22 protein-coding genes are annotated in these 26,555 nt (G+C 69.9%); 7 read left to right on the plus strand and 15 right to left on the minus strand.

Annotation, left to right across the window (positions count from 1 at the left end):
• Positions 1-153: 153 nt before the first annotated feature.
• Complete coding sequence (locus tag ACZ59A_RS01530; RefSeq protein ID WP_470952082.1) at positions 154-321, plus strand: hypothetical protein; 168 nt, start codon at positions 154-156, stop codon at positions 319-321.
• Between the two features lie 73 nt (positions 322-394).
• Here the strand turns inward: ACZ59A_RS01530 and dnaE are convergent, their stop codons facing one another.
• Positions 395-3,940: a DNA polymerase III subunit alpha gene (gene dnaE / locus ACZ59A_RS01535; RefSeq protein WP_470952084.1), complete on the minus strand. Its 3,546-nt coding sequence runs from the start codon at positions 3,938-3,940 to the stop codon at positions 395-397.
• Positions 3,941-4,168: 228 nt separating this feature from the next.
• On the opposite strand from dnaE, the gene ACZ59A_RS01540 reads away from it, so the two are divergent.
• From ACZ59A_RS01540 to ACZ59A_RS01555, 4 genes are all read left to right on the plus strand, one after another.
• Entirely contained in the window at positions 4,169-5,494 is a 1,326-nt protein-coding gene (locus ACZ59A_RS01540) for a DUF2252 domain-containing protein (protein ID WP_470952087.1), read from the plus strand.
• Positions 5,495-5,586: 92 nt separating this feature from the next.
• The gene (locus ACZ59A_RS01545; RefSeq protein ID WP_470954566.1) at positions 5,587-6,285 is read left to right on the plus strand and encodes a hypothetical protein; all 699 of its coding nucleotides are present in this window, start codon (positions 5,587-5,589) and stop codon (positions 6,283-6,285) included.
• A 64-nt stretch (positions 6,286-6,349) separates the two neighbouring features.
• Entirely contained in the window at positions 6,350-7,183 is an 834-nt protein-coding gene (locus tag ACZ59A_RS01550; RefSeq protein WP_470952090.1) for a thioredoxin domain-containing protein, read from the plus strand.
• 163 nt (positions 7,184-7,346) lie between these two features.
• Positions 7,347-8,984 (plus strand): alkaline phosphatase D family protein, encoded by a 1,638-nt coding sequence (locus ACZ59A_RS01555; protein WP_470952093.1) that lies wholly within the window; start codon positions 7,347-7,349, stop codon positions 8,982-8,984.
• Positions 8,985-8,988: 4 nt separating this feature from the next.
• On the opposite strand, the gene ACZ59A_RS01560 is transcribed toward ACZ59A_RS01555, so the two are convergent.
• Complete coding sequence (locus ACZ59A_RS01560) at positions 8,989-9,570, minus strand: dienelactone hydrolase family protein (protein ID WP_470954569.1); 582 nt, start codon at positions 9,568-9,570, stop codon at positions 8,989-8,991.
• Between the two features lie 105 nt (positions 9,571-9,675).
• On the opposite strand from ACZ59A_RS01560, the gene ACZ59A_RS01565 reads away from it, so the two are divergent.
• Positions 9,676-10,794, plus strand: a complete 1,119-nt coding sequence (locus ACZ59A_RS01565; protein ID WP_470952096.1) for a mechanosensitive ion channel family protein — start codon at positions 9,676-9,678, stop codon at positions 10,792-10,794.
• 16 nt (positions 10,795-10,810) lie between these two features.
• On the opposite strand, the gene ACZ59A_RS01570 is transcribed toward ACZ59A_RS01565, so the two are convergent.
• The 4 genes from ACZ59A_RS01570 to ACZ59A_RS01585 all read right to left on the minus strand — a co-directional run bounded on the left by ACZ59A_RS01570 (position 10,811) and on the right by ACZ59A_RS01585 (position 13,699).
• A complete protein-coding gene (locus ACZ59A_RS01570; protein ID WP_470952099.1) occupies positions 10,811-11,293 on the minus strand; it encodes a GNAT family N-acetyltransferase in 483 nt (160 codons plus the stop codon).
• A complete protein-coding gene (locus ACZ59A_RS01575; RefSeq protein ID WP_468041705.1) occupies positions 11,290-12,231 on the minus strand; it encodes an RluA family pseudouridine synthase in 942 nt (313 codons plus the stop codon). The genes ACZ59A_RS01570 and ACZ59A_RS01575 overlap by 4 nt, the downstream gene beginning before the upstream one ends.
• 59 nt (positions 12,232-12,290) lie before the next feature.
• Complete coding sequence (locus tag ACZ59A_RS01580; protein ID WP_470952102.1) at positions 12,291-12,872, minus strand: signal peptidase II; 582 nt, start codon at positions 12,870-12,872, stop codon at positions 12,291-12,293.
• A gap of 71 nt (positions 12,873-12,943) precedes the next feature.
• The gene (locus ACZ59A_RS01585; RefSeq protein WP_470952104.1) at positions 12,944-13,699 is read right to left on the minus strand and encodes a TraR/DksA family transcriptional regulator; all 756 of its coding nucleotides are present in this window, start codon (positions 13,697-13,699) and stop codon (positions 12,944-12,946) included.
• Positions 13,700-14,292: 593 nt separating this feature from the next.
• Between ACZ59A_RS01585 and ileS the strand changes: the two genes are divergently transcribed.
• A complete protein-coding gene (ileS, locus tag ACZ59A_RS01590) occupies positions 14,293-17,424 on the plus strand; it encodes an isoleucine--tRNA ligase (protein WP_470952107.1) in 3,132 nt (1,043 codons plus the stop codon).
• Positions 17,425-17,715: 291 nt separating this feature from the next.
• Here ileS and ACZ59A_RS01595 read toward each other — a convergent pair whose 3' ends face one another.
• From ACZ59A_RS01595 to ftsW, 9 genes are all read right to left on the minus strand, one after another.
• Positions 17,716-18,906, minus strand: coding sequence for a DivIVA domain-containing protein (locus ACZ59A_RS01595; RefSeq protein WP_470952110.1), 1,191 nt, complete (start codon positions 18,904-18,906; stop codon positions 17,716-17,718).
• 49 nt (positions 18,907-18,955) lie between these two features.
• On the minus strand, positions 18,956-19,252 hold the full coding sequence (locus ACZ59A_RS01600) for a YggT family protein (protein ID WP_468041697.1): 297 nt from the start codon (positions 19,250-19,252) through the stop codon (positions 18,956-18,958).
• A 73-nt stretch (positions 19,253-19,325) separates the two neighbouring features.
• Positions 19,326-19,940 carry a cell division protein SepF gene (locus tag ACZ59A_RS01605; protein ID WP_361489674.1) on the minus strand — a complete coding sequence of 205 codons (615 nt, stop codon included), beginning with the start codon at positions 19,938-19,940 and terminating at the stop codon, positions 19,326-19,328.
• 123 nt (positions 19,941-20,063) lie between these two features.
• Positions 20,064-20,783 (minus strand): YggS family pyridoxal phosphate-dependent enzyme, encoded by a 720-nt coding sequence (locus ACZ59A_RS01610; protein WP_470952113.1) that lies wholly within the window; start codon positions 20,781-20,783, stop codon positions 20,064-20,066.
• A 3-nt stretch (positions 20,784-20,786) separates the two neighbouring features.
• On the minus strand, positions 20,787-21,518 hold the full coding sequence (gene pgeF, locus ACZ59A_RS01615) for a peptidoglycan editing factor PgeF (RefSeq protein ID WP_470952116.1): 732 nt from the start codon (positions 21,516-21,518) through the stop codon (positions 20,787-20,789).
• Between the two features lie 43 nt (positions 21,519-21,561).
• Positions 21,562-22,797, minus strand: a complete 1,236-nt coding sequence (gene ftsZ, locus ACZ59A_RS01620; protein ID WP_470952119.1) for a cell division protein FtsZ — start codon at positions 22,795-22,797, stop codon at positions 21,562-21,564.
• Between the two features lie 277 nt (positions 22,798-23,074).
• Positions 23,075-23,872 (minus strand): cell division protein FtsQ/DivIB, encoded by a 798-nt coding sequence (locus tag ACZ59A_RS01625; protein ID WP_470952121.1) that lies wholly within the window; start codon positions 23,870-23,872, stop codon positions 23,075-23,077.
• Positions 23,873-23,885: 13 nt separating this feature from the next.
• Positions 23,886-24,980, minus strand: coding sequence for an undecaprenyldiphospho-muramoylpentapeptide beta-N-acetylglucosaminyltransferase (gene murG, locus ACZ59A_RS01630; protein WP_468041689.1), 1,095 nt, complete (start codon positions 24,978-24,980; stop codon positions 23,886-23,888).
• A gap of 6 nt (positions 24,981-24,986) precedes the next feature.
• Positions 24,987-26,549, minus strand: a complete 1,563-nt coding sequence (gene ftsW / locus ACZ59A_RS01635; protein ID WP_470952124.1) for a putative lipid II flippase FtsW — start codon at positions 26,547-26,549, stop codon at positions 24,987-24,989.
• Positions 26,550-26,555: the final 6 nt, after the last annotated feature.

Raw genomic sequence — 26,555 nt, forward strand, 5'->3', positions numbered from 1 at the left:
GGGTTATCAGTCCGAACTGGATCAACGGCGTGGCGGATACGGCCTCCTCGGCAGGACCGCCCCTCTCACTCACGGTAATTGCCCGAAATGCACGGGTCACCGAGGCGTGTCACTGTTCTTCCCGGGGGCTATCCCAACTGGAGGCACACCACCATGGGTAAGAACAAGAACCGCGATCGCAAGCAGCAGCAACAGCAGAACCGCGGTCAGGCCGACCAGGCGCAGCAGTCCTCGGTGGAAGCACAGTCCCAGCAGATGCGGCCGGAGGGGACCCCTTCGACCGCACGCAAGGGCCGCCAGAAGAGTTTCGGCCACAACTGACCCACCGCCCATGAGCGGTTGAGGGGCGCGCCCGGCTGCCGGGCGCGCCCCTCGTATGTTCACGGCCGGGTGCTCAGCCCGCCAGGCAGGAGGCTCCCAGCAGCACCTTGAGGTCGCCGAAGAGCGCCGGGTCGGCGGTGACCCGGTGCCGGTCGAGCCGCAGCACGGTGGTCTTGCGCGCGCCTTGCAGCTTGATCCGCACCTCGGTCGAACCGCGGTGGTGGCTCAGCACCTCGCCCAGCTTCTCGACCAGCGGCGGGGTGACCTTGACGGTCGGAATGGTGATCGTCACGGGCGCGTTGGCGCCCGCCTCGGACAGGTCGGGGACCATCATCTCCATGGCGACCAGCCGCGGAATGTCCTCCCGCTTGTCGAGGCGGCCCTTGACGAACACGACGACGTCCTCGACGAGCTGGGTGGAGACCAGCTGATACGTGGCCGGAAAGAACATGCACTCGATGGACCCCGCCAGGTCCTCGACGGTCGCGATGGCCCAGGCGTTGCCCTGCTTGGTCATCTTCCGCTGGAGACCGGAGATGATGCCGCCGATGGTGACGATCGCGCCGTCGGCGTGCTCACCGCCGGTGAGCTGGGAGATGGCGGCGTCCGCCTTGTCGTTGAGGACGTGCTCGATGCCGAAGAGCGGATGGTCGGAGACGTAGAGGCCGAGCATCTCGCGCTCCTGGGCGAGCAGATACGCCTTGTCCCACTCGATGTCGGAGAACTCGATGTCGAGCCCGAAGCCCGGCGCCTCCCCGTCGCCGCCCTCGCCGCCCATGCCGCCGAAGAGGTCGAACTGCCCCTCGGCCTCCTTGCGCTTCACCGCCACCACGTTGTCGATCATCGTTTCGTAGTGCGCGGTGAGGCCCTTGCGGGTGTGGCCCATCTCGTCGAAGGCGCCCGCCTTGATGAGCGATTCGGTGGTGCGCTTGTTGCAGACGACCGCCTCGACCTTGTCGAGGTAGTCGGGGAACGAGCTGTACTTCCCCTTGGACTTGCGGCCGCGGATGATCGCTTCCACCACGTTCGCGCCGACGTTACGGACGGCCGTCAGGCCGAAGAGGATCACGTCGTCACCCTGGGCGGTGAAGTTGGCCTCGGACTCGTTGACGTTCGGCGGGAGCACCTTGATGCCCATGCGGCGGCACTCGTTGAGGTAGACCGCCGACTTGTCCTTGTCGTCACGGACCGAGGTGAGCAGCGCCGCCATGTACTCGGCGGGGTAGTTGGCCTTGAGGTACGCGGTCCAGTAGGTGACCAGGCCGTACGCGGAGGAGTGCGCCTTGTTGAACGCGTATCCGGCGAACGGGACCAGCACGTCCCACACCGCTTGGATGGCCGCGTCGGAGTAGCCGCGCTCGCGGCAGCCCTTCTGGAAGGGCACGAACTCCTTGTCCAGGACCTCCTGCTTCTTCTTGCCCATCGCCCGGCGCAGCAGGTCGGCCTGTCCGAGCGAGTACCCCGCGAGCACCTGGGCGGCCTTCTGCACCTGCTCCTGGTACACGATGAGGCCGTAGGTGATGCCGAGGACCTCCCTGAGCGGCTCCTCCAGCTCCGGGTGGATCGGGGTGATCTCCTGCTGCCCGTTCTTCCGCAGCGCGTAGTTGATGTGCGAGTTCATGCCCATCGGGCCCGGCCGGTAGAGGGCCGAGACGGCGGAAATGTCCTCGAAGTGGTCGGGCTTCATCATGCGCAGCAGGGAGCGCATGGGGCCGCCGTCGAACTGGAAGACGCCGAGGGTGTCGCCGCGGCAGAGCAGTTCGAAGGTCTTGGGGTCGTCCAGCGACAGGTCGAGCATCTTGAGGTCGACGCCCTTGTTGGCGCGGACCATCTTGACCGCGTCGTCCATGATGGTGAGGTTGCGCAGGCCGAGGAAGTCCATCTTCAGCAGGCCCAGCGACTCACAGGTGGGGTAGTCCCACTGGGTCACGACCTGGCCGTCGTTCTTCGGCGAGAACACCGGGACGTGGTCGGTCACCGTCTCGCTGGACATGATCACGCCCGCGGCGTGCACGCCCATCTGACGGACCAGGCCCTCGATACCGCGCGCGGTGTCGATGACCTTCTTCACGTCCGGCTCGTTGTCGTACATCCCGCGCACCTCGCCCGCTTCGCTGTAGCGAGGGTGCTTCTCGTCGGTGATGCCGGACAGCGGGATGCCCTTGCCGAGGACGTCGGCGGGCATGGCCTTGGTGATGCGGTCACCCATCGCGTACGGGTAGCCGAGCACGCGGGCCGAGTCCTTGATGGCGTTCTTGGCCTTAATGGTGCCGTACGTACCGATCTGGGCGACCTTGTCGGCGCCGTACTTCTCGGTGACGTACCGGATGACCTCACCGCGCCGACGCTCGTCGAAGTCGATGTCGACATCGGGCATGGAGACACGCTCGGGGTTCAGGAACCGCTCGAAGATCAGCCCGTGCTCGACCGGGTCGAGGTCGGTGATGCCCAGGGCGTACGAGACGATCGAACCGGCCGCGGAGCCTCGGCCGGGGCCCACCGCGATGCCGTTGTTCTTGGCCCACATGATGAAGTCGGCGACCACGAGGAAGTAGCCCGGGAACCCCATCTGGATGATGACGTCCATCTCGTACTGGCTGAGCTTCTCCCGGTCCTCGGGAACGCCGCCGGGGAAGCGCTGGGCCATCCCCTTGCGGACCTCCTCCTGGAACCAGGTGACCTCGGTGTACCCCTCGGGCACGTCGAAGCGCGGCATCAGGTCGCGCTTCTCGAACCAGCCGGTGGCGTCGACCTGCTCGGCGACCAGGAGGGTGTTGCGGCAGCCCTCCTGCCAGGCGTCCGAGGAGTCGATGGCGTACATCTCCTCCGTGGACTTCAGGTAGTAGCCGGTGCCGTTGAAGCGGAAGCGGTCCGGGTCGGAGAGGTTCTTGCCCGTCTGGACGCACAGCAGGGCGTCGTGCGCCACGGACTCGCGGGAGTAGGTGTAGTGCGAGTCATTGGTGACCAGCGGCGGGATGCCCAGCTTCTTGCCGACCTCCAGCAGCCCGTCCCGGACCCGGCGCTCGATCTCGATGCCGTGGTCCATCAGCTCCAGGAAATAGCGGTCCTTGCCGAAGATGTCCTGGTACTCGGAGGCGGCCTTCACCGCCTCGTCGAACTGCCCCAGCCGCAGCTTGGTCTGCAGCTCGCCGGACGGGCAGCCGGTGGAGGCGATCAGCCCTTCGGACCACTGGGCGATGGTCTCCTTGTCCATCCGGGGCCACTTGACGAAGTAGCCCTCCATATAGGCGTCGGAGGAGAGCCGGAAGAGGTTGTGCAGACCGGTCTTGTTCGACGCCCAGAGGGTCTTGTGGGTGTAACCACCGGAGCCGGAGACATCATCGCGCTTCTGGTGCGGCTGGCCCCACTGGACCCGCCGCTTGTAGCGCCGCGACTCCGGGGCGACATACGCCTCGATGCCGATGATCGGCGTCACGCCCGCGCCCGTCGCCTGCTGGTAGAAGTCATACGCACCGTGCAGGTTGCCATGGTCGGTCATGGCGATGTGCGTCATGCCCATCTCATTGCAGGCGTTGAACATGTCCTTGAGCCGCGCCGCACCGTCCAGCAGTGAGTACTGGGTATGGACATGCAGGTGCGTGAAGGGCGGCTTGGTCACGGTGGCAGACCTCCGGCGAACGGTCGATGACAGCTGGGTGGGACAGGACCGAAGGTTACCCCTCCGGACTGACAGCGGACGGGCCCGGGCGAGTAGCCTCAGACGGTGATCCTCTCGGGATCCTCCGTCCCGTCATGTACGTCGGAACGTATGTCGGACGGGAAGAAAAGCACCCTGTCGTATGAGTCACCACGCCCTTAACCCCCGTGTCCCAGGAGGCGCTCCGCGATGTCGACCCAGCAGACCCAGGCGGAACAGCGCGGCGAGCACATCCTCGCCGTTTTCGACACCGCCTTCGGCGAGCTGCTCGCCGCCGACCCGGCCGCCTTCCGCGTGAAATTCCGGAAGATGGCCGCCTCGGCGTTCGCCTTCTACCGCGGCACCGCCTGCCTGTTCTACTCCGACGTGGAGCGCGAGCGCGCCGGCGGGCCGTACCTGGACGACCGCACCAGCCGGGTGTGGATCCACGGTGACCTCCACGCCGAGAACTTCGGCAGCTACATGGACGCCAACGGGCGTCTGGTCTTCAACGTGAACGACTTCGACGAGGCGTACGTCGGCCCCTTCACCTGGGACCTCAAGCGCTTCGCCGCCTCCATCGCGCTCATCGGCTACACCAAGGCGCTCAGCGACGAGAAGATCACCGAGCTGGTGGGCATCTACGCCGCCGCCTACCGCGAGCGGATCCACGCGCTGGCCACCGGCGCCAAGAACGACGAGGTGCCGCCCTTCACGCTGGAGACCGCCGAGGGCCCGCTGCTGGACGCGCTGCGCGTCGCCCGCTCGCTGACCCGCTTCGGGCTGCTCGACTCGATGACCGAGATCCGCGACTTCGAGCGCCGGTTCTCGGCGGGCGGCGGCTCCATCGAGCTGGACGCCGCGACCCGCTACAAGGTGCTGGCCGCCTTCGACGGCTATCTGGAAACGCTTCCCGAGTCCAGTCTCGCGCGTCCGGACTCCTACCGCGTCAAGGACGTCGTGGGCCGCCGGGGCATCGGCATCGGCAGCGCCGGGCTGCCCTCGTACAACATCCTTCTGGAGGGCAACAGCGACGCCCTGGAGAACGATGTGGTGATCTACATGAAGCAGGCGCAGACCCCGGCGGTCTCCCGGCACATCACCGACGAGCAGGTGCGCGCGTACTTCCACCACGAGGGCCACCGCACGGTGATCTCGCAGCGCGCGCTCCAGGCGCACGCCGACCCGTGGCTGGGCTGGACCGAGCTGGACGGGGCCGGGCAGCTGGTCGCCGAGGTCTCGCCGTACGCGGTGGACCTGGACTGGAGCGACATCGACGACCCGGCCGAGATCGCCGCCGTCGTCGCGGACCTCGGGCGGGCCACGGCCACCATGCACGCCGCCGCCGACGACCAGAGCGGTCACTCGCTGGTGCCGTTCTCCACCGAGCGCGCCATCGACGCGGTGATCGCCGCCGACGAGGACGGCTTCGCGCAGCTGCTGGTGGACTTCGCCCACTCGTACGGCGCACAGGCCCGCGCCGACCACCAGACCTTCGTGGACCTCTTCCGCAACGGCCGCATCCCGGGGCTCTGAGCAGGGCCGCGGGGTGCCCGCCGGGCGGGCACCCCGCGGTTTTGATATCACTCCTACAGGCGAACGTGGCACAATCCGACCTTATGGACGGCATGGGCGGCACCGCTGCTACGGGCGGCACCGGGCCCCGGCTGAGGGCCCTGCGCGCGGCGCTCTTCACAGCGCTGTGCGTCACTCTGTCGTCGGCTTCCCACGTACTGCTCTCCCGCGTCCCGCTGCCGCTGTCCACGGTCGCGGTGCTCTCGGTGGTCGTCTTCGCCCTCGCCTACGCGCTCGCGGGCCGGGAGCGGGGCTTCTGGGGCATCGCCGCCCTGCTGGTCCCGCTGGAGCTGGCCGCCGACACGATCTTCACCACGGGCCAGGACGCCTGTTACGGGCAGTCCGGCGGCCCGGTGGCCGGTCCCCTGCGCTCGATGGGCGTCGACCTGCTGTGCGGCAGCGGTGGCCTGACCACTCCGCTGGCCGGGGTCACCCATCCGGGGGGCGGCACCGCCCTGTCGGCCACCGTCAGCTCCGCCACCCCGTGGCTGCTGCTCGCCGTGCACGTCGCCATCGGGCTGCTGGCCTCGGCCTGGCTGCGGCGCGGCGAGGCCGCCTTCGGGCGGCTGCTGGGGGCCCTCGCCGGTTTCGCCTTCCGGCCGCTGCTGCTGGCCGTCGCGGTGGTCACCGCGGCCCTGCGGCCGCGGGACCCGGCCGCGCTGCCGATGCGCCCGGTGCGTACGGCCCCCGCGCTCCCCCTTCTGGTGCACTCCGTCGTGCGTCGTGGACCGCCCTGCTCACTCGCCGCCTGAGCACAGCGTTTCCCTTCCACGTACGCACTAACGACCGACGTATCACGACGGAGATCGATCACTTATGAGCAACCGCAACAGCCAGCAGAACAAGCAGGCCGCGCGCGAGCGGCTGCGCGCCGAGCGCGAGCGTCAGGCCAAGAAGGAGCGGGTGCGCCGCCAGCTGTTCGTCGGCGGCGCGGTCGTCGCGGTCCTCGCGATAGCGGGCGGCATAGGCTACGCCGTCACCAACATGAACAGCGGCGACAACGTCAACCAGAAGTGGCAGGCGGCCGCCAAGAAGCAGTCGCTGGTCAAGCCCGCCAACACCAGCGGCCCCCAGGGCACCACGGTGATCATCGGCGACAAGAAGGCCGAGAACACCCTGCATGTCTACGAGGACATGCGCTGCCCGGTCTGCGCCACCTTCGAGAAGCTGACCGGCCCGACCGTGCTCAAGGACATCAAGGACGGCACCTACAAGGCGCAGTTCACGATGGGCACCTTCCTCGACGACAACAAGCAGATGCCCGGCGCCGGCTCGAAGAACGCCCTGAGCGCGCTCGGCGCGGCGCTCAACGTGAGCCCGCAGGCATTCCTGGACTACAAGACGGCGCTCTACTCGCCGAAGAACCACCCCGACGAGACCGACGACGCCTTCGCCGACGACCAGAAGCTGATCGACGTGGCCCAGCAGGTCAAGGAGCTGAAGGGCAACACGGCCTTCGAGAAGGCCGTGAAGAAGGGCACCTACGACCGGTGGGCGCTGGCCATGTCGAAGACCTTCAACGACACCAAGGACATCTCCGGCACCCCGTCCTTCAAGCTCAACGGCAAGAAGCTGGAGGTCAGCCCGCGTCAGCCTCCCATGACGCCGGACCAGTTCAACCCGCTGGTCAAGGAGGGGCTCAAGAAGTAGCCCTCCCGCACCCCGCGGCGCCGCACCGCCGGGTCCGCGCGGGCGCGCCCTCGAAGCCCGAGGGCACGCCCGCCGACCCGGCGGTGACCCCGCGGCGACACATCGGCGAACTTCCCCCGGAAGGTCTGCCGTTCGGGGCTACCTGCCAGTAATCTCGTCGGCCGTGACCGACCCCAAAAATCACATATCCCGCCGCAGCGCCGTCACGGCCGTAGCGGCCACCGCCGCCCTGCTGCCGCTGGCCGTCCAGGGCACCGCCCATGCCGACACCGGCCCCGCCTTCCTGCACGGCGTCGCCTCCGGCGATCCGCTGCCCGACGGCGTCCTGCTGTGGACGCGCGTCACCCCCACCCCGGACGCCGTGCCCGGTTCGGGGCTCGGACCGGCCGTCGAGATCGGCTGGGAGGTCGCCGCGGACCGGGAGTTCCGTACGGTCGTCGCGCACGGCACCGGCAAGACCACCGCCGCGGCCGACCACACCGTCAAGGCCGATGTGCGCGGACTGCGCCCGGCCACCGACTACTTCTACCGCTTCCGCGCCGACGGCGGCCCGTACTCCCCCGTGGGGCGCACCCGCACCGCACCGGCGGCCGACGCCGCGGCCCCCGGGATCCGCTTCGGCGTGGTCTCCTGCGCCAACTGGGAGGCGGGCTGGTTCTCCCCGTACCGCCATCTCGCCGCCCGCACCGACCTGGACGCGGTCCTGCATCTGGGCGACTACATCTACGAGTACCAGAGCGGCGAATACCCCGATGAGAAGAGCGTCGTACGACAGCACGCCCCCACCCACGAGATCGTCACCCTCGCCGACTACCGCACCCGGCACGGCAGGTACAAGACCGACGCCGATCTGCGGGCGCTGCACGCCGCCGTGCCGATGATCGCCATCTGGGACGACCACGAGTTCGCCAACGACGCGTGGGCGGGCGGGGCCGAGAACCACACCCCCGGCACCGAGGGCGCCTGGGCGTCCCGGATGGCCGCCGCCAAGCAGGCGTACTTCGAGTGGATGCCGGTGCGCCCCTCCACCGCGGGCACCACCTACCGGCGGCTGCGCTACGGCACCCTCGCCGACCTCCACCTGCTGGACCTGCGCTCGTTCCGCTCCCAGCAGGCGTCCGTGGGCAGCGGCTCGGTGGACGACCCGGACCGTACGGTCACCGGGCGCGCCCAGCTCGACTGGCTCAAGTCCGGGCTCAGCGGCTCGGACACCACCTGGCGGCTGGTGGGCAACTCGGTGATGATCTCGCCGGTCGCCTTCGGCGCGCTCCCGGCCGAGGTGCTCGCCCCGCTGGCCGAACTCCTCGGGCTGCCCAAGGAGGGCCTGGCGATCAACACCGACCAGTGGGACGGCTACACCGACGACCGGCGCGAACTGCTCGCCCATCTCACCGGGAACGCCATCGGCAACACCGTCTTCCTCACCGGTGACATCCACATGGCCTGGGCCAACGACGTGCCGGTGAAGGCCGCGACCTATCCGCTCTCCGACTCGGCCGCGACCGAGTTCGTGGTCACCTCGGTGACCTCTGACAACCTCGACGATCTGCTCCACGTACCGGCGCACACCGTCTCGCTGGCCGCGGCCGCCGCCCTCCGCGCCGCCAACCGCCATGTGAAGTGGCTGGACATGGACGCCCACGGATACGGCGTGCTCGACGTCACCGCCGAGCGGGCCCAAATGGACTACTACGCCGTCTCCGACAAGACCGACCCGCACGCCACCGCGGCCTGGTCCCGGTCCTACCTCACCCGCTCCGGCACCCAGCGGGTCGAGCGCGCCGACAAGCCGGTGGCGTGACGCCCTACCCCAGCTCTTCGAGGAAGCCGAGCGCCACCCGCCAGGTGGCCTCGGCGGCCTGCGCGTCGTAGTCCGGCAGCTCCGGGTCGGTGTACAGATGCCCGGCCCCGGGATAGCGGAAGACCTCCACCTCGGCCCCGGCCCGCCGCATCCGCAGATACCAGGCGTTCAGCCAGTCGTGCGGCTCGAACGGGTCGGGGTCGGCGACGTGCAGCTGCACCGGCAGCTCGTCGGTCGTGGTGTCGTCGGCGATGTCCGAGGTCCCGTGCAGCAGAAGCAGCCCGCGCGCCTTCTCGTCCGCCAGCGCCAGGTTCTGCGCGAGCGAGCCGCCGAGCGAGAAGCCCGCGTAGACCAGGCCGCGGTCCGAGACGGGCGCCGCGGCCCGCACCGCCCGCTTCAGCAGCTCGTCGCCGCCGATCTCCTCCTTGAGGGCCATGCCCTCCTCGGCGGTGTCCGCCGTCCGCCCCTCGTACAGATCGGGTACGTGCACCTCGTGCCCCGCGGCGCGCAGCCGGTCCGCGGCCGCGTGCACCGCGGGCCGCAGGCCATACATGGAATGGAGGAGCAGGATCGGGGAACGGGTCACAGTGGTCACTTCCTAGTGGGTGGAACGCGCTTCGCCCATCGTGCCAGGTACGGCCCGGGAAGGCGGAAACCGAGAACCTCCGGCGGAAGGACGAGGAAGATCTTCATGGAGGACGTGCTGCGTCCGGTCATCGTCATCGGCGGCTCCCTCGCCATCACGGTGTTCATCGGCTGGGCAGCCGACTGGCTGCTGCGGCGGATCGACGCCCGGCACCCGGAGACCCCGCTGTGGGACCTGCTGCGCGGCTGTCGGCTGCCGCTCCAGGTGACGGTGTGCACGGCGCTGCTGCGCGGCTCGTACGAGACGATCGACGCGGAGTCCATCACCGCGCACCAGACGGCGATCGGCCGGCTGCTCAGCCTGGTGCTGATCGCGGCGACCGCCTGGCTGGTGATCCGGGGCTCCGGGGCCATCGTGGAGTCCTCGTACTCCCGCTACGCCGCCAGCGCGCACGACGCGGCGCGGGTGCGGCGGGTGCGCACCCAGGTCACGCTGATCCAGCGGGTGGTGGCCGCGGTCGTCGGGGTGGTGGCCGCGTCGGCGATGCTGCTGACCTTCCCCGCGATGCGCGCCGTCGGGACGTCCATGTTGGCGTCCGCCGGAATCCTGGGCATCGTCGCCGGTGTCGCCGCCCAGTCGACGCTGGGCAACCTCTTCGCCGGACTGCAGATCGCCTTCGGCGACATGGTGCGCATCGGCGACACGGTGGTGGTCAACGGCGAGTGGGGCACGGTCGAGGAGATCACCCTCACCTTCCTGTCGGTGCGGACCTGGGACGAGCGCCGGATCACCATGCCGGTGTCGTACTTCACCGGTCAGCCGTTCGAGAACTGGTCGCGCGGCGGCACCCAGAAGACCGGCACGGTCCTCTTCCACCTCGACCACCACGCGCCGATCGAGGAGATGCGGACGAAGCTGCGCGAGATCGTGCAGGAGTCCCCCGCCTGGGACGGCCGGGACTGGAGCCTGGTCGTCACCGACACGAGCCCGAGCACCATCGTGGTGCGGGCGCTGGTGACCGCCCGGGACTCCGACGACGCGTGGACGGTGCGGTGCGCGGTGCGGGAGAGGATGATCACGTGGCTGCGGGAGGAGCATCCGTACGCGCTGCCGCGGATCACGACCGCGCCCGCGGCGGAGGCCCACGTGCCCGAACCGGTGTCCGCCCGCCCGGGGCGCGAGGACCACTTCGCCCCCTTCGACAACGGCTTCCGCAAGGGCTAGGACCGGCGCCGGCGCCTCACAGGGCGCGCCGCATCGCGCGGTGCGGAATGCCGCTGCCCTCGTCGAACTCCGGCCCGGACGCCTCGTAGCCCAGCCGCTCGTAGAACGCGAGCGCGTGCGTCTGGGCCTCCAGGTAGACCGCGGACAGCCCGCGCCGCCCGGCCTCCGCCTCGACGGCCCGGACCAGCGCCGCCCCCAGCCCGGTGCCGCGCGCCGCGGGGGCCACGGCGAGACGGCCGAGGGCGGCGGTGGTGGCGCCGTTCACCCCGGCGTGGCCGTACTTCTTGTCGGCGGCCGCGCCGTGCAGAAAGCGGACCGTGCCCACGGGACGGCCCGCCGAGGAGGCCAGGAGGTGGACGGCGTGCGCGTCGTACGCGTCCATCTCCTCCGCCACGGAGATGCCCTGCTCGACCACGAAGACCTCGCGGCGCACGGCATGGCAGGCCGTGAGGTCGCCGTCGGCCACCACCTCGATGGCATACGGGCCCACAGGGCTCACGCGCTCTCCGCCCGCACGATGTCCAGCGCCTTCTGCAGATCGTCCGGGTAGGCGCTCTCGAACTCGATCCAGCTGCCGTCGGACGGGTGCTCGAAGCCCAGCCGCATCGCGTGCAGCCACTGCCGGGTCAGCTTCAGCCGCTTGGCGAGCGTCGGGTCGGCGCCGTAGGTGAGGTCGCCGACGCACGGATGGCGGTGTGCCGACATGTGCACCCGGATCTGGTGGGTGCGCCCGGTCTCCAGCTTGATGTCGAGGAGGCTGGCGGCGCGGAATGCCTCGATGAGGTCGTAGTGGGTGACGCTCGCCTTGCCGTCCGCGGTCACGGCCCACTTGTAGTCGTGCTGCGGATGACGCCCGATCGGCGCGTCGATCGTGCCGCTGAGCGGATCGGGGTGGCCCTGGACCAGCGCGTGGTAGCGCTTGTCGACCGTACGCTCCCGGAACTGCTGCTTGAGCAGGGTGTACGCGCGCTCGGACTTGGCGACGACCATCAGACCCGAGGTGCCCACGTCCAGCCGGTGGACGATGCCCTGGCGCTCGGCGGCACCCGAGGTGGCGATGCGGAAACCGGCGGCCGCGAGCCCGCCGATCACGGTCGTGCCGGTCCAGCCGGGGCTGGGGTGGGCGGCGACGCCGACGGGCTTGGCGATGACCACGATGTCGTCGTCGTCATGGACGATCTCCATGCCCTCGACGGGCTCGGCGACGATCTGGACCGGCGGAGCGGCCTGCGGCATCTCGACTTCGAGCCAGGCCCCGCCGGAGACCCGGTCGGACTTGGCGGCGGTGCTGCCGTCGACCTGCACCTTCCCGGCGGCGGCCAGCTCGGCCGCCTTGGTCCGCGAGAAGCCGAACATGCGGGCGATCGCGGCGTCGACGCGCTCGCCCTCCAGTCCGTCGGGTACGGGCAGGGTGCGGATCTCGGGAATCGTACTCACCCGTCGAGTATGACGGACCGCGCGCACCGGTTCGTACGCCCGTCGGATACCGCCCGGCGTCAGTCCTTGTGGACCGTGCCGTCCGGGTCCAGACCGCGGAACGACAGGATCACGATCAGGAAGCCGCCGCACACGATCGCCGAGTCGGCGAGGTTGAAGACCGCGAAGTGGGCGGGGGCGATGAAGTCCACGACCGCGCCCTGCAGATCGCCGGGCGCCCGGAAGACCCGGTCGGTGAGGTTGCCGAAGGCACCGCCGAGCAGCATGCCGAGCGCGAAGGCCCAGGGCAGGCTGTAGAGCTTGCGGGCCAGCCGCGCGATGACCACGATCACCCCGGCCGCGATCACCGTGAAGACGATGGTCATCGCCTCGCCCATACCGAAGGCCGCGCCGCGGTTGCGGATCACCTCCAGCTGGAGCCAGGTGCCGATCACCTCGACCGGAGCGTGGTGCTCCAGCTTCGCGACCACGGCCAGCTTGCTGCACAGATCCAGGAGGTACGCGAACCCGGCGACCGCGACGAGCACCCCGATCCGCCGCTTCTTCCCGGCTTCGGCCGCGGCCTCGGCGGCGCTGGTCCCGGCGCCCTCCTCGGCCTTCCCCGCATCTGGCGTACCGATGGCCTGCTCCGCCTCTGTCAACGTATGTCCCTCATCGTCCGGGCCAGTCTCCCCCTGGCTCAGACGAGGGTACGACACAGGCGTGCGGACGGTCAGCGGCGCTCCTGACGCTGCTTGCACTCGACGCACAGCGTGGCCCGCGGGAACGCCTGCATCCGGGCCTTGCCGATCGCGTTTCCGCAGTTCTCGCAGAGGCCGTACGTCCCGGCGTCCAGCCGCTCCAGGGCGCGCTCGGTCTGCAGCAGCATCTCGCGGGCGTTCCCGGCCAGGGCCATCTCGTGCTCGCGCGTGATGTTCTTGGTGCCGGTGTCGGCCTGGTCGTCGCCCGCGCCGTCGCCGGAGTCGCGCATCAGGCCGGTGATGGCCTGCTCGGAGGCGAGGATCTCGGTGCGCAGCCGCCCGGCCTCGGTCAGCAGCTCGCTGCGCGCCTCGTCCACCTCCTCCGCCGACCAGGGCTCCTCACCGGGGCGTACGGCCAGCTCGGCGGGGTCCACGGGGGCGCCCGGCACCCGGGCCTTGGGCACGCCGGAGGGCGGGAACGACGGCGCGGACTGCTTGGCGGTCGGCGCGCCGTCCGGGGTCTTCTTCGCAACCACTTTCCTGGCTCCCGTCTTCTTCGCGGGCACCGCCTTCTTGGCCGGTGCGGCCGTTGCGGCCTTCTTGCCCGTGGCCTTCTTGACCGCGGCCTTCGTGGTCTTCTTGGCCGTGGCCTTCTTGGTGACCTTCGCGGCCTTCTTGTCCGGCGTGGCGTCCGAGGCGTCCTTCTCCGCCGAGGCGTTCTTCTTGGCGGACGCGGCCTTCGTCGCCTTCGCCGTGCTCTTCTGCACGGCGGTCTTCCTAGCCACCATGGCCGCGGCCCCTTCACATATTGTGATCTTGCTCGCGAATCGTTCCGGAACGATAAATCGACTCCGGTCACGCGGCAACGGGGCACGCCGCCCGATTCGCCCGGCTTGCCCGTACGGCAATCCGGTCTCCACCGTTGTGCCCCACCCGCCGCCCGGTAATCCGGCCGGGAAACCGGTGCCGGAGAGTGACGTACGACGACTCCGGGACTGCAGCACCCGGCGTATCGGCATTCGGGTCATCTCGGGTCCGGCCCGTCCCCCAGTCGGCGCAGCCGGGAAAAGCGGTCGGCCGCGGTCCGTCCGGCCCCGTACACTGGGCGCAGCGAAAGGCGTGGATGGGGACGAGTAGCGTCGCAGGCGGCCACGAGCGACCCGGGGACGGTGTGAGCCCGGGGGCGAGCGCGATGCGAAGGATCACCCCGGAGCCGCCGGAAGAACACCCGCACTGGGCCAGTAGAACCGGCATCGCGACCCCAATGAGGGGGCCGGGAGCGCGCTGCTCGCGGCCAAGGAGGGTGGTACCGCGGGAGCGCTGACGGCTCTCGTCCCTCCGACGGAAACGACGAGACGTATCCGCCGGAGGACGTGTTCCGATGACGCAGTACCGCCAGGTGCCCGCCCAGGTCGACCTGCCCGCCCTTGAGCACGCCGTGCTCGACTTCTGGCAGGAGAACAAGATCTTCGCCCGCACCCTCGAACAGTCCGAGGGCAGGCCGGAGTGGGTCTTCTACGAGGGCCCGCCCACCGCCAACGGCATGCCGGGCGCCCACCACATCGAGGCCCGCGTCTTCAAGGACGTCTTCCCCCGCTTCCGCACCATGCGCGGCTACCACGTCGCCCGCAAGGCGGGCTGGGACTGCCACGGCCTGCCGGTGGAGCTGGCGGTCGAGAAGGAGATGGGCTTCAACGGCAAGAAGGACATCGAGGCGTTCGGCATCGCCGAGTTCAACGCCAAGTGCCGGGAGTCGGTGACCCGGCACACCGACGCCTTCGCCGAGCTGACCCAGCGCATGGGCTACTGGGTCGACCTGGACGACGCCTACCGCACGATGGACCCCGAGTACGTCGAGTCGGTGTGGTGGTCGCTCAAGGAGATCTTCAACAAGGGCCTGCTGGTCCAGGACCACCGCGTCGCCCCCTGGTGTCCGCGCTGCGGCACCGGCCTGTCCGACCACGAGCTGGCGCAGGGCTACGAGACCGTCGTCGACGCCTCGGTCTATGTGCGCTTCCCGCTGACCTCCGGCCCGCTGGCGGGCGAGGCGTCCCTGCTGGCGTGGACGACCACCCCGTTCTCGCTGGTCGCCAACCTCACGGTCGCCGCCCACCCCGAGGTGACCTATGTGGTCGCCACGGACGGCAACGAGAAGCTGGTCGTCGCCGAGTCGCTGGTCGAGCAGGCGCTCGGCGAGGGCTGGCAGACCACGGGCCAGAGCTTCACCGGTGCGGAGATGGAGCGCTGGACGTACCGGCGCCCCTTCGACCTGGTCGAGATCCCCGACGCGCACTTCGTCGTCAACGCCGACTACGTCACCACCGAGGACGGCACCGGACTGGTCCACCAGGCGCCCTACGGTGAGGAGGACTTCAAGAGCAGCCGCGCCTACGGCGTGCCGATCGTCAACCCGATCCGCACGGACGGCACCTTCGAGGAGGAGCTCGACCTGGTCGGCGGCCAGTTCTTCAAGAAGGCCGACGAGGCGCTGGTCCGCGACATGGACGAGCGCGGTCTGCTCTTCAAGCACCTGGCGTACGAGCACAGCTACCCGCACTGCTGGCGCTGCCACACCCCGCTGATCTACTACCCCCAGCCGTCCTGGTACATCCGCACCACCGCGGTCAAGGACGCGCTGCTGCGGGAGAACGAGAAGACCAACTGGTTCCCGGACTCGGTCAAGCACGGCCGGTTCGGCGACTGGCTGAACAACAACATCGACTGGGCGCTCTCCCGCAACCGCTACTGGGGCACCCCGCTGCCCATCTGGCGCTGCGAGGAGGACCACCTGACCTGCGTCGGCTCGCTCACCGAGCTGTCCGAGCTGACCGGCACCGACCAGACGGGGCTCGACCCGCACCGGCCGTACATCGACGAGGTCACCTTCGCCTGCCCCGCCGAGGGCTGCTCGTCGGAGGCCGTGCGGGTGCCGGAGGTCATCGACGCCTGGTACGACTCGGGTTCGATGCCGTTCGCGCAGTGGGGCTACCCGTACCGCAACAAGGAGATCTTCGAGAAGCGCTACCCGGCGCAGTTCATCTCCGAGGCCATCGACCAGACCCGCGGCTGGTTCTACACGCTGATGGCGGTCGGCACGCTCGTCTTCGACCGGTCGAGCTACGAGAATGTGGTCTGCCTCGGTCACATCCTGGCCGAGGACGGCCGGAAGATGTCCAAGCACCTGGGCAACATCCTTCAGCCGATCCCGCTCATGGACCAGCACGGCGCGGATGCCGTGCGCTGGTTCATGGCCGCCGGTGGTTCGCCGTGGGCGGCCCGCCGGGTGGGCCACGGCACCATCCAGGAGGTCGTGCGCAAGACGCTGCTCACCTACTGGAACACGGTCGCCTTCCAGGCCCTGTACGCCCGCACCTCGGGCTGGGCGCCGTCCGCCGCCGACCCGGCCCGGGCCGAGCGCCCGATGCTGGACCGCTGGCTGCTGGGCGAGCTGGGCACCCTCACCGAGCAGGTCACCCAGGCGATGGAGGCGTACGACACCCAGCGCGCCGGAAAGCTGCTGTCGGCGTTCGTGGACGACCTGTCCAACTGGTACGTGCGCCGCTCGCGCCGCCGCTTCTGGCAGGGCGACGCGGCCGCGCTGCGCACGCTGCACGAGGTCATCGAGACGGTCACCCGGCTGATGGCCCCGCTGGTCCCGTTCATCACCGAGCGCGTCTGGCAGGACCTGGTCGTCCCCGTGGCCCCGGACGCCCCCGCCTCCGTCCACCTCACCTCCTGGCCGGAGGCCGACCAGACCATGATCGACCCGGCCCTCTCGGCCCAGATGGCGCTCGTACGGCGCCTGGTGGAGCTGGGCCGGGCCACCCGCGCCGAGTCCGGCGTGAAGACCCGTCAGCCGCTGTCGCGGGCGCTGGTCGCCGCGTCCGGCTTCGAGAAGCTGGGCCCCGAGCTGCGCGCCCAGATCGAGGAGGAGCTGAACGTCTCCTCGCTCGCCACGCTGAGCGAGGTCGGCGGCTCGCTGGTCGACACGACCGCCAAGGCCAACTTCCGTGCCCTGGGCAAGCGCTTCGGCAAGGGCACCCAGCCGGTGGCCAAGGCCATCGCGGATGCCGACGCCGCCGCGCTGTCCGTCGCGCTGCGCGAGGGCACGGCGTCGGTCGTGGTGGACGGCGAGACGGTCGCCCTCTCCCCCGACGAGGTCATCATCACCGAAACCCCGCGGGAGGGCTGGTCGGTCGCCTCGGACTCCGGCGCCACGGTCGCCCTCGACCTGGAGATCACCCCGGAGCTGCGCCGCGCGGGTCTGGCCCGGGACGCGATCCGGATGATCCAGGAGGCCCGTAAGAACAGCGGCCTCGACGTCGCCGACCGGATCGCCCTCCGCTGGCAGTCGTCCGACGAGGAACTCCGCCAGGCCCTCACCGACCACGCCGAGCTGATCGCCGACGAGGTCCTCGCCACGGACTTCGCCTCCGGCGAGGCCGACGCCGCCTACGGCACCCCCTTCGAGGACCCGGCCCTGGGCCTGACCTTCCGCCTCCACAAGGCGTAAGTCCGGGCGGGGGTTCGTCCCCCGCCCCGCCCCTTCCCGTAACCGGGGCTCCGCCCCGGGCCCCGGTCCTCAATCGCCGGACGGGCTGAAATCAGCCCGCCCGGCGATTGAGGGCACGCCCGAAGGGTGTCCGGGGGGGGCCAGGGGGCGGAGCCCCCTGGTTCGGGAAGGGGCGGGGCGGGGAACAAACGCCGCCCCAGACGCACGGCAAAGGGCTGGGCCCCGGGAAGCGATTCGCTTCCCGGGGCCCAGCCCTTGTGATTGCCGAACGACGGGTCTACACGCGACGCGTCAGTTGTCGTCCTCGTCGATGAGGAAGCCCCGCATCGGGCTAGGCGCCTGCTGCATCGGCTGCGGACTCTGCGGCCGCACCGGTGCCATCGGCTGGGTCATCGCGGGAGACATCTGCTGCTGACCACCGTACGACGGCGCGCCGCCGTTCTGCTGGTGGCCGCCCATCGACTGGTTGCCGCCCATCGTGTGGCCACCCATCGAGCCGGCACCCGAGGAAGCCATGGACCCGCTCATCGAGGGGGACGGCGGCAGCGAGGCGGTCGCGGGGGTCCGCGGCGGGGCCAGCGAGTCGTCGGACTGGTTCTCCAGCTGGCGCAGCTGGCTCTCCAGGTACGACTTCAGCCGCGTGCGGTACTCGCGCTCGAAGCCGCGCAGGTCCTCGACCTTGCGCTCGAGCGTGGCACGAGCGGACTCCAGGGAGCCCATCGCGACACGGTGCTTCTCCTGCGCGTCCCGCTCCAGCGCGTCCGCCTTGGCGCGGGCGTCGCGCTCCAGGCCCTCGGCGCGGCTGCGGGCCTCACCGACGATCTTGTTGGCCTCGGAACGGGCCTCCGCGATCGCCTGGTCGGCGGTCTGCTGCGCGAGCGAGAGCACGCGTGCGGCGCTGTCGCCGCCCGGGCCCTGACCCGGCTGCGGCAGCTGCGGGCCGCCGGGACCACCGGGGCCGCCCATCGGGCCACCCATGGGTCCGCCGGGACCCATCGGACCGCCCTGGCCCATCGGACCGGGGCCGCCGGGCCCACCAGGACCGCCGGGGCCACCAGGACCGCCCTGACCCATCGGACCGGGGCCGCCCTGGCCCATCGGACCGGCAGGCAGCTGCGGGGCACCGCCCGGAAGCTGGGGCGGGCCGCCCATCTGCTGCTGCTGTTGTTGCTGTTGCTGCTGCTGCGGCGGGCCGGGCTGACCCTGCTGCTGCGGCGGTCCGGATATGGCGGCGGGAACAGGGGCGCCGGGTCGCTCCTGCTGTTCCGGAGGTTTGCGCATGCCTTGTTGCTGCTGACTCTGTGCGGCGGCCCGGGTGGCTGCGGCCAGCTTGGCGCGCAGGTCCTCGTTCTCCCGCAGCAGCCGGGTCAGTTCGGCTTCGACCTCGTCGAGGAAGGCATCGACCTCGTCCTCGTCATAGCCTTCTCGGAGGCGGACGGTCGTGAACTGCTTGTTCCGCACGTCCTCGGGGGTCAACGGCATCTCTACTTCACCTCAACGTAGTCGTCGGCAATCGGCAAGACCGTATCGTTCACACCCTGCTCGCAAAATTGCTCACGACGGTGATCAGGATCCAGACGATGATCATCAGCACGAAGAAGGACAGGTCGAGCGCCACACCCCCGAGACGCAACGGCGGGATGACCCGCCGCAGCAGCTTGAGTGGCGGATCGGTCACAGTGTAGGTGGCCTCGAGGATGACCACCATCGCCCTACCGGGTTGCCACGAGCGTGCGAACTGGAAGACATAGTCCATCACCAGCCGGAAGATCAGCACGATCAGGAAGCAGTACAGCGCGACGTAGATCACCTGCAGTGCGATGCCCATCTCGCGCGTCCCTCTCCCCTGTTGCGTACGCGGCCTTACGGCCTCGGATGACTCGGTGTTGCCGTGTTGCGTCTCAGCTCTGGTTGAAGAACCCGCCCTCTGCGATACGGGCCTTGTCCTCCGCCGTGACATCGACGTTAGCAGGAGACAACAGGAACACCTTCTGCGTCACTCGCTCAATGCTCCCATGGAGACCGAAGACGAGTCCGGCGGCAAAGTCGACAAGTCGCTTCGCGTCCGTGTCGTCCATCTCCGTCAGATTCATGATCACCGGGGTGCCCTCACGGAAGTGTTCCCCGATAGTACGGGCCTCGTTGTAGGTCCGGGGGTGCAGTGTGGTGATGCGGTACGGCTCCCGCTCGGATACAACCTTGGGCATGATCACCGGTGCGTTCTTCTCCAAGTTCTGACGTTCAGGTGTGATAGACGCCACGGGGGCAATTCGCGCGGGTTGTCTGCTTTCCGTCACAAGGGGAGCCGGTTCACGCTGTGCGGGCGGGTGGACGACTCGCACAGATTCACCCCTCTCCGGACGCGGTTCGGTCTCCACCGCCGGATGACGCCGGCGCTCCCGCTCGGGCTCCGGCTCGGGCTCGAATTCGTCGTCGGGGTCGAACCCCCGGCCGTCGTACCCATCGTCCTCCACGAGGCCGAGGTAGACCGCCATCTTGCGCATCGCGCCGGCCATTCTCTGCGTCCTCCGCTCTGTGGTGGATCGGCTCCGCCACCGGATGCCCTGGATCCACGTGGCCCGCCCGCCTTTTGACGGGAATGACCATATTTTCTGCTGTGGTCCGACTTCTTCGCGACGTTACCGGAGCCTGGGGCGGACTCCGAGTACCGCAGTGCCGACGCGCACATGTGTCGCTCCCGCCGCAACCGCTTCTTCCAGATCTGCGCTCATTCCCGCCGAGACCATGTTCGCAGCCGGATGAGCCACGCGCAGGCCGGATGAGATTTCCAGCAGCCGGTCGAACGCCGCCCCCGGACGGTCCGCATAGGGACCGGCCAGCGGCGCCACGGTCATCAGTCCGTCCAGCCGGAGTCCGTCGGCCTCGGCCACGGCATCCGCCAGCGCACCCACTCCGTCCGGAGCGACGCCGCCCCGCTGACCCCGCTCCCCGGAGTCCGCGTCGAGCGCCACTTGAAGCAGGACGCCCAGCTCGCGCGCGGCCCCCACGGCCGCACCCGAGAGCGCGTCGACCAATCGCTTGCGATCAACCGATTGCACCACATCGGCATAACTACATACGGAACGCACCTTATTGGTCTGCAATTGTCCGACAAAGTGCCAGATCAAGGGTAGATCAGCGCATTCCGCAGCTTTGGGGGCGGCGTCCTGGTCGCGGTTCTCCGCGACGTGCCGGACGCCGAGTTCCGCGAGCAAACGGACGTCGCTCGCGGGATACGTCTTGGTGACCACGATCAGGGTCACCTCTTCTCGCTCGCGACCGGCGGCGGCGCAGGCGGCAGAGATACGTTCCTCCACCCGTTCCAGGTTCGCGGCCAGTTCCGTCTTGCGATCCGTCACAGCTCAGCCGTCCAACCAGACATAGCTCGCGAGCCGCCCGGTGGTGCGGTCGCGCCGGTACGAGAAGTGGTCCGCCGATTCCCGGGTGCAGATGTGAGATTGTCCATCCATCTCCACACCGGCCCGGGCGAGTTGGGCCCGCACTCCGGCCGCCACGTCCACCGCCGGGGTGCCCCAGCTGGTCTCGGCCCGGGACTCGGGCACCGTCTCGGCGACCTCGTCGCGCATGGCCGCGGGGACCTCGTAGCACCGGCCGCAAACGGAGGGACCGGTTCGGGCCACGATCCGGGCCGGGTCCGCGCCCTGAGCCGCCATCGCCTCGACCACCGCCGGGACCACCCCGGCGACCAGCCCCGGACGCCCCGCGTGCGCGGCACCGGCGACACCGGCGACCGGGTCGGCCAGCAGCACCGGGGTGCAGTCGGCGGTGAGAACGGCGAGGGCGAGCCCCCGACGCGACGTCACCACCGCGTCCACGGCGGGAATCTCACCGGTCGCCCAGGGGCCCTCGACCACGGCCACGTCCCGGCCGTGCACCTGGTTCATCCAGACGACGGACGACGGGGCCAGGCCGAGCGCCTTGGCCGCCAGTTCGCGGTTGACCATCACGGCCTGGGGGTCGTCGCCCACCGCGCCGCCGAGATTGAGCTCGTCATACGGAGCGGCGCTCACCCCGCCCCACCGGTCGGTGAAGGCGAAGTGCGCGCCGCTCGCGTCGTGCTGTTGCGCTATCACTTCTTGATCGCTTCAGGGTCGCCGTGCAGCCATGGCAGCGGGCTCACTTCAGGAAGTCCGGCACGTCCAGCTCCTCGGCCTGGCTGTCCTGGTAGGGACGGGCCGGCGGGACCTGCGGAGTGGACACCGGGGGCGGCGGCGGGACCTCGGCGACCGGAGCGGGCTCCGGCGCGGGCTCCTCCTCACGCGGAGTGACGCTGCCGAGTCCGCCGAAGGACGGACGGCCGGGCTCCGGGGCGGACTGACGGGGAGCCTGGCTGCCCGTGCTCTCCTCGCGGCCGCCGTTGTACGAGCCCAGTACCTTGTCGCGGTTCTGGCTCTTCGCGGGCGGCTGGCCGCCGTCGAAGCCCGCCGCGATCACGGTGACCCGGACCTCGTCGCCGAGGGCGTCGTCGATCACCGCACCGAAGATGATGTTGGCCTCGGGGTGGGCGGCCTCGCTCACCAGCTGGGCGGCCTCGTTGATCTCGAACAGGCCGAGATCGGAGCCGCCGGAGATGGAGAGCAGCACGCCCCGGGCGCCGTCGATGGACGCCTCCAGCAGCGGCGAGGAGATCGCCATCTCGGCGGCGGCCACCGCGCGGTCGTCGCCGCGCGCCGAGCCGATGCCCATGAGGGCCGAGCCCGCCTCGGACATCACGGACTTGACGTCCGCGAAGTCGAGGTTGATCAGGCCGGGGGTGGTGATGAGGTCGGTGATGCCCTGAACACCCGACAGCAGCACCTGGTCCGCCGACTTGAACGCGTCGAGCACGCTCACCTGGCGGTCGGAAATCGACAGGAGCCGGTCGTTCGGAATGACGATGAGGGTGTCGACCTCGTCGCGCAGGCCCGCGATGCCGTCCTCGGCCTGATTGGCGCGGCGGCGGCCCTCGAAGGTGAACGGACGGGTGACCACACCGATCGTCAGTGCGCCCAGGGAGCGCGCGATGTTGGCGACCACGGGTGCGCCGCCGGTGCCGGTGCCGCCGCCCTCGCCCGCGGTCACGAAGACCATGTCGGCCCCCTTGAGGACCTCCTCGATCTCCTCGCGGTGGTCCTCGGCGGCCTTCCGGCCGACATCGGGATTGGCGCCGGCGCCAAGTCCACGAGTGAGCTCGCGGCCGACGTCGAGCTTGACGTCCGCGTCACTCATCAGCAGGGCCTGCGCATCGGTGTTGATCGCGATGAACTCGACGCCCTTGAGCCCGACCTCGATCATCCGGTTGATGGCATTCACGCCACCGCCGCCGATGCCGACGACCTTGATGACTGCGAGGTAGTTCTGCGGTGCTGCCACGTCGAAGGCCTCTCGCCTCGAGTTACGTGTCGCCACCCCGCTGTTGCCGCGGTGCGCCGACTGATGCCGAATGGGACGGTTCCGATTGCCGACCCCAACCCTAACGCTGAAGTTTAGGGTTACCAGTGCCTCTGTTTCCCGGAGTCTTCGGAACAGGACACTAAGTCGACAAGTGGCGCGCGTTCAATGAACACGCCGAACCGACCGCTTTTCTTTTCACCCTATGTGATCACCCAGTGGGCTAGCGAACCAGGGTGCTGGCCTGCCGCTATCCCCGTCAACTGCGGGACACCGCAGGCGCGCTCGGCGCGCTGACGTCGAAGTGACCGGCGTCGGGCCGCGCTTTCATGAGCGCGGTGAGCGCCTTGGCCTTCGCGGCTCCGCGCTCGTCGCTCCCCCACGCGACCGTACGGCTCCGGGACAGCTCCAGGGTGATCGAGTCGTACGAGCGGACCCGGACCGAGCGCATGTCCGTACGGACCTTCGCCGGGAGCCCGGCGACCACCCGGACGGCCTCGCGGCGCAGCCGCGCCGGGCCGAAATGGCGTGAACTCGGCGACCGGTCCGGCTCCATTTCGAGCATCGGAACGCCCTTCGGAGCCTTCGCCAGACGGGAGAACCGCACGCCACCGGCGTCCACTTCGCGAAACTTCCCGCCCTCTTCGACAATCACTTCGGCCTTGCGTTCCGTCACATCAAGACTGATGGTGTGCGGCCATGACCGGGATACGTCCACTTTCGCTATGCGCGGGAGCCGGTCGCGCAGCCGCTGCCCGATCGCGTCGGTGTCCACGCCGACCAGGGGGGTGTCCAGCGGGACGGCCGCGGCCTTCCGGACCTCGTCCGGGGTGAGCACGTCCGCGCCGTCGACCGCGACCCGCTCGGCCCGCAGCCAGCTCGATCCGTACAGCAGCCAGCCGGTCCCGCCGCCCAGCAGGGCGAACGCCACCGCGGCGATCACCAGGGTGCGGCGGCGGGGCAGGCGGAGCCTGCGCCGCGCCGCGAAGAGGTGCGGGGACGGGCCGGACGATGACGTCCTTCGGGGGCCGCTCTCGGCGGTCGTCGGTCCGGCCACGCTCCCTGCCTTCTCACGCCTGGCGGCGTGCCGCGATTGCCTCGTACACCATGCCGACCAGCAGCTCGTCGGCGTCCCGGCGGCCGAAATCGGCGGCGCGCCGCGACATCTCGTACAGCCGGTGCGGGTCGCCGAGCACCGGGAGCACATTGCTCTGCACCCATTCGGGCGTCAGCTCGGCGTCGTCGACCAGCAGTCCGCCGCCCGCCTTGACCAACGGCTGGGCGTTGAGCCGCTGCTCGCCGTTGCCGATGGGCAGTGGGACGTAGGCGGCCGGCAGCCCGACGGCGGACAGCTCGGCGACGGTCATCGCGCCCGCGCGGCAGAGCATCATGTCCGCCGCGGCGTACGCGAGGTCCATCCGGTCCACGTACGGTACCGGGATGTAGGGCGGCATACCGGGCATGTTGTCCACATGCGGCAGTTCGTTTTTCGGCCCGACCGCGTGCAGGACCTGAATTCCGGCCCGCTGCAGGAACGGGGCGACCCGCTGGACCACCTCGTTCAGCCGACGCGCGCCCTGGGAGCCGCCGGAGACCAGCAGCGTCGGCAGGTTGGGGTCGAGGCCGAAGGCCGCGCGCGCCTCGGGGCGGACCGCCGCCCGGTCCAGGGTGGCGATGGAGCGGCGCAGCGGGATGCCCACGTAGCGGGCGCCCCGGAGCTTGCTGTCCGGGGTGGAGACCCCGACGGACGTGGCGTAGCGGGAGCCGATCTTGTTGGCGAGCCCGGGCCGGGCGTTGGCCTCATGGACGATGATCGGCACGCCCAGCCGCTTGGCGGCCAGATAGCCGGGCAGGGCCACATAGCCGCCGAAGCCGACCACGCAGTCGGCCTTGGTGCGCTCCAGGATCTGCTCCGCGGCCTTGATCGTGCCGCGCAGCCGCCCGGGGACGGTGATCAGCTCGGGGGTGGGTTTGCGTGGCAGCGGAACGGCGGGGATCAGCCCGAGTTCGTAGCCGCGCTCGGGCACGAGGCGGGTCTCCAGCCCGCGCTCCGTGCCGAGCGCCGTGATCCCCACGGTCGGATCCTGCCTTCGCAGGGCGTCCGCGAGGGCGAGCGCGGGCTCGATGTGGCCGGCGGTCCCCCCACCGGCTAGTACGACATGCACCGAAATTCACCGCTCTCCGGACGGCCGTTCCTTGACGCGCCGTCTCATCGTCTTCCGTCTCACCCGGGCCAGCTTCTTCCGCAAAGCAGGCTGCCGCATGGCCAGTGCCGCCCGTGCACCGGGCTCGGCCCGTGCGAAGGCGATCAGCAGACCTACGGCGAACATGGTCGGCAGCAGGGCGGACCCTCCGTAGGAGAACAGCGGGAGCGGAACCCCGGCGATCGGCAGCAGACCGAGCACCGCACCGATGTTGATCACGGCCTGGGCCGTGATCCAGGTGGTCACGCCTCCCGCGGCGTACCTCACGAAGGGGTCCTCCGTGCGTCCGGCCACGCGGATACCCGCATAGCCTAGAGCCGCGAAGAGGACGAGCACCGACAGCGTCCCCGCCAGGCCGAGTTCCTCCCCGGTAATGGCGAAGATGAAGTCGGTGTGCGGTTCGGGGAGTTCGCCCCATTTTTCCATGGACGCACCGAGTCCGGAGCCGAACCATCCGCCGTTGGCCAGAGCATAGATCCCATGCACCGCCTGCCAGCACTGATCGTTGGTTCCGGGCTCTGTGGCGCCGATGCAGGCGAGCCGGGACATCCGGTTGGCGCTGGTCTTGATCAGCAGAACGCCGATCGCCCCGGCGAAGGCGAGCACGCCCACGAAGAGCCGGGTGGGGGCGCCCGCGAGCCAAAGCAGGCCGAAAAGAATCGCCGAGAGAATGATCGCGGTGCCCATGTCGCCGCCCAGCATGATCATCCCGAGCAGCAGGGCCGCCGCCGGGACGAGCGGCACCAGAAGGTGCTTCCACTGCGCGAGCAGCCGCTTGTCCTGCTTGCGGGCCAGCAGATCGGCTCCCCACAGGACGAGCGCGAGCTTGCCGAACTCGCTCGGCTGGAGCATGAAGGGGCCGCCGAAGGAGATCCAGTTCTGGTTGCCGTTGACCGAAATCCCTATCCCCGGCACCTGGACCAGACACATCAGGAAGACCGAGGCGGCCAGCAGCGGATAGGCGAAGGCGCGGTGCAGCTTGATCGGCATGCGCACGGCCAGCAGCATCAGCGCGGCGCCGAGCGCCGCCGCGAAGAGCTGTTTGCGGAAGAAGTACGAGGGCGCCAGGCCCGACTGGAGCGCCTTGATCTGGGAGGCGGAGTAGACCATCACCAGGCCCAGCACGGTGATCAGCGCGGCGCCGCCGAGGATCAGGTAGTACGCGGTGAGCGGACGGTCCCAGGTCTTCTTGGCGCGCTGCTGTGCGCCCCGCAGCGCGTCCAGCAGGCTGCCCTTGGAGGGACGGCGGGGTGTGCGGATCACCGGGCGGCGAGGAGCCCTTGGCGCGCTCTGACGGCCCTTGCTCCCCGCGGCCTTGGCCGCCCTGTCCTTGGTCGCCCTGTCCTTGGCCTGGGGAGTCGTGCCCGGGGTCTTGCCGCGGCCGCCCTGTGGACGGGCGGGTGCCGCCGCCCGCTCCGCGCCCCGCGCCGACGTCCGCTGCCGCGCGGCGCCGCCCGCCCGCGGCCCGGGGCGGCCGGTGGCCGCTCCGGCCTGCCGGGACCGCGGCGCGGCGGGCTGGTCAGGCGTCATGTCGAA

It is taken from the genome of Streptomyces sp. NPDC040405 (assembly GCF_055595765.1).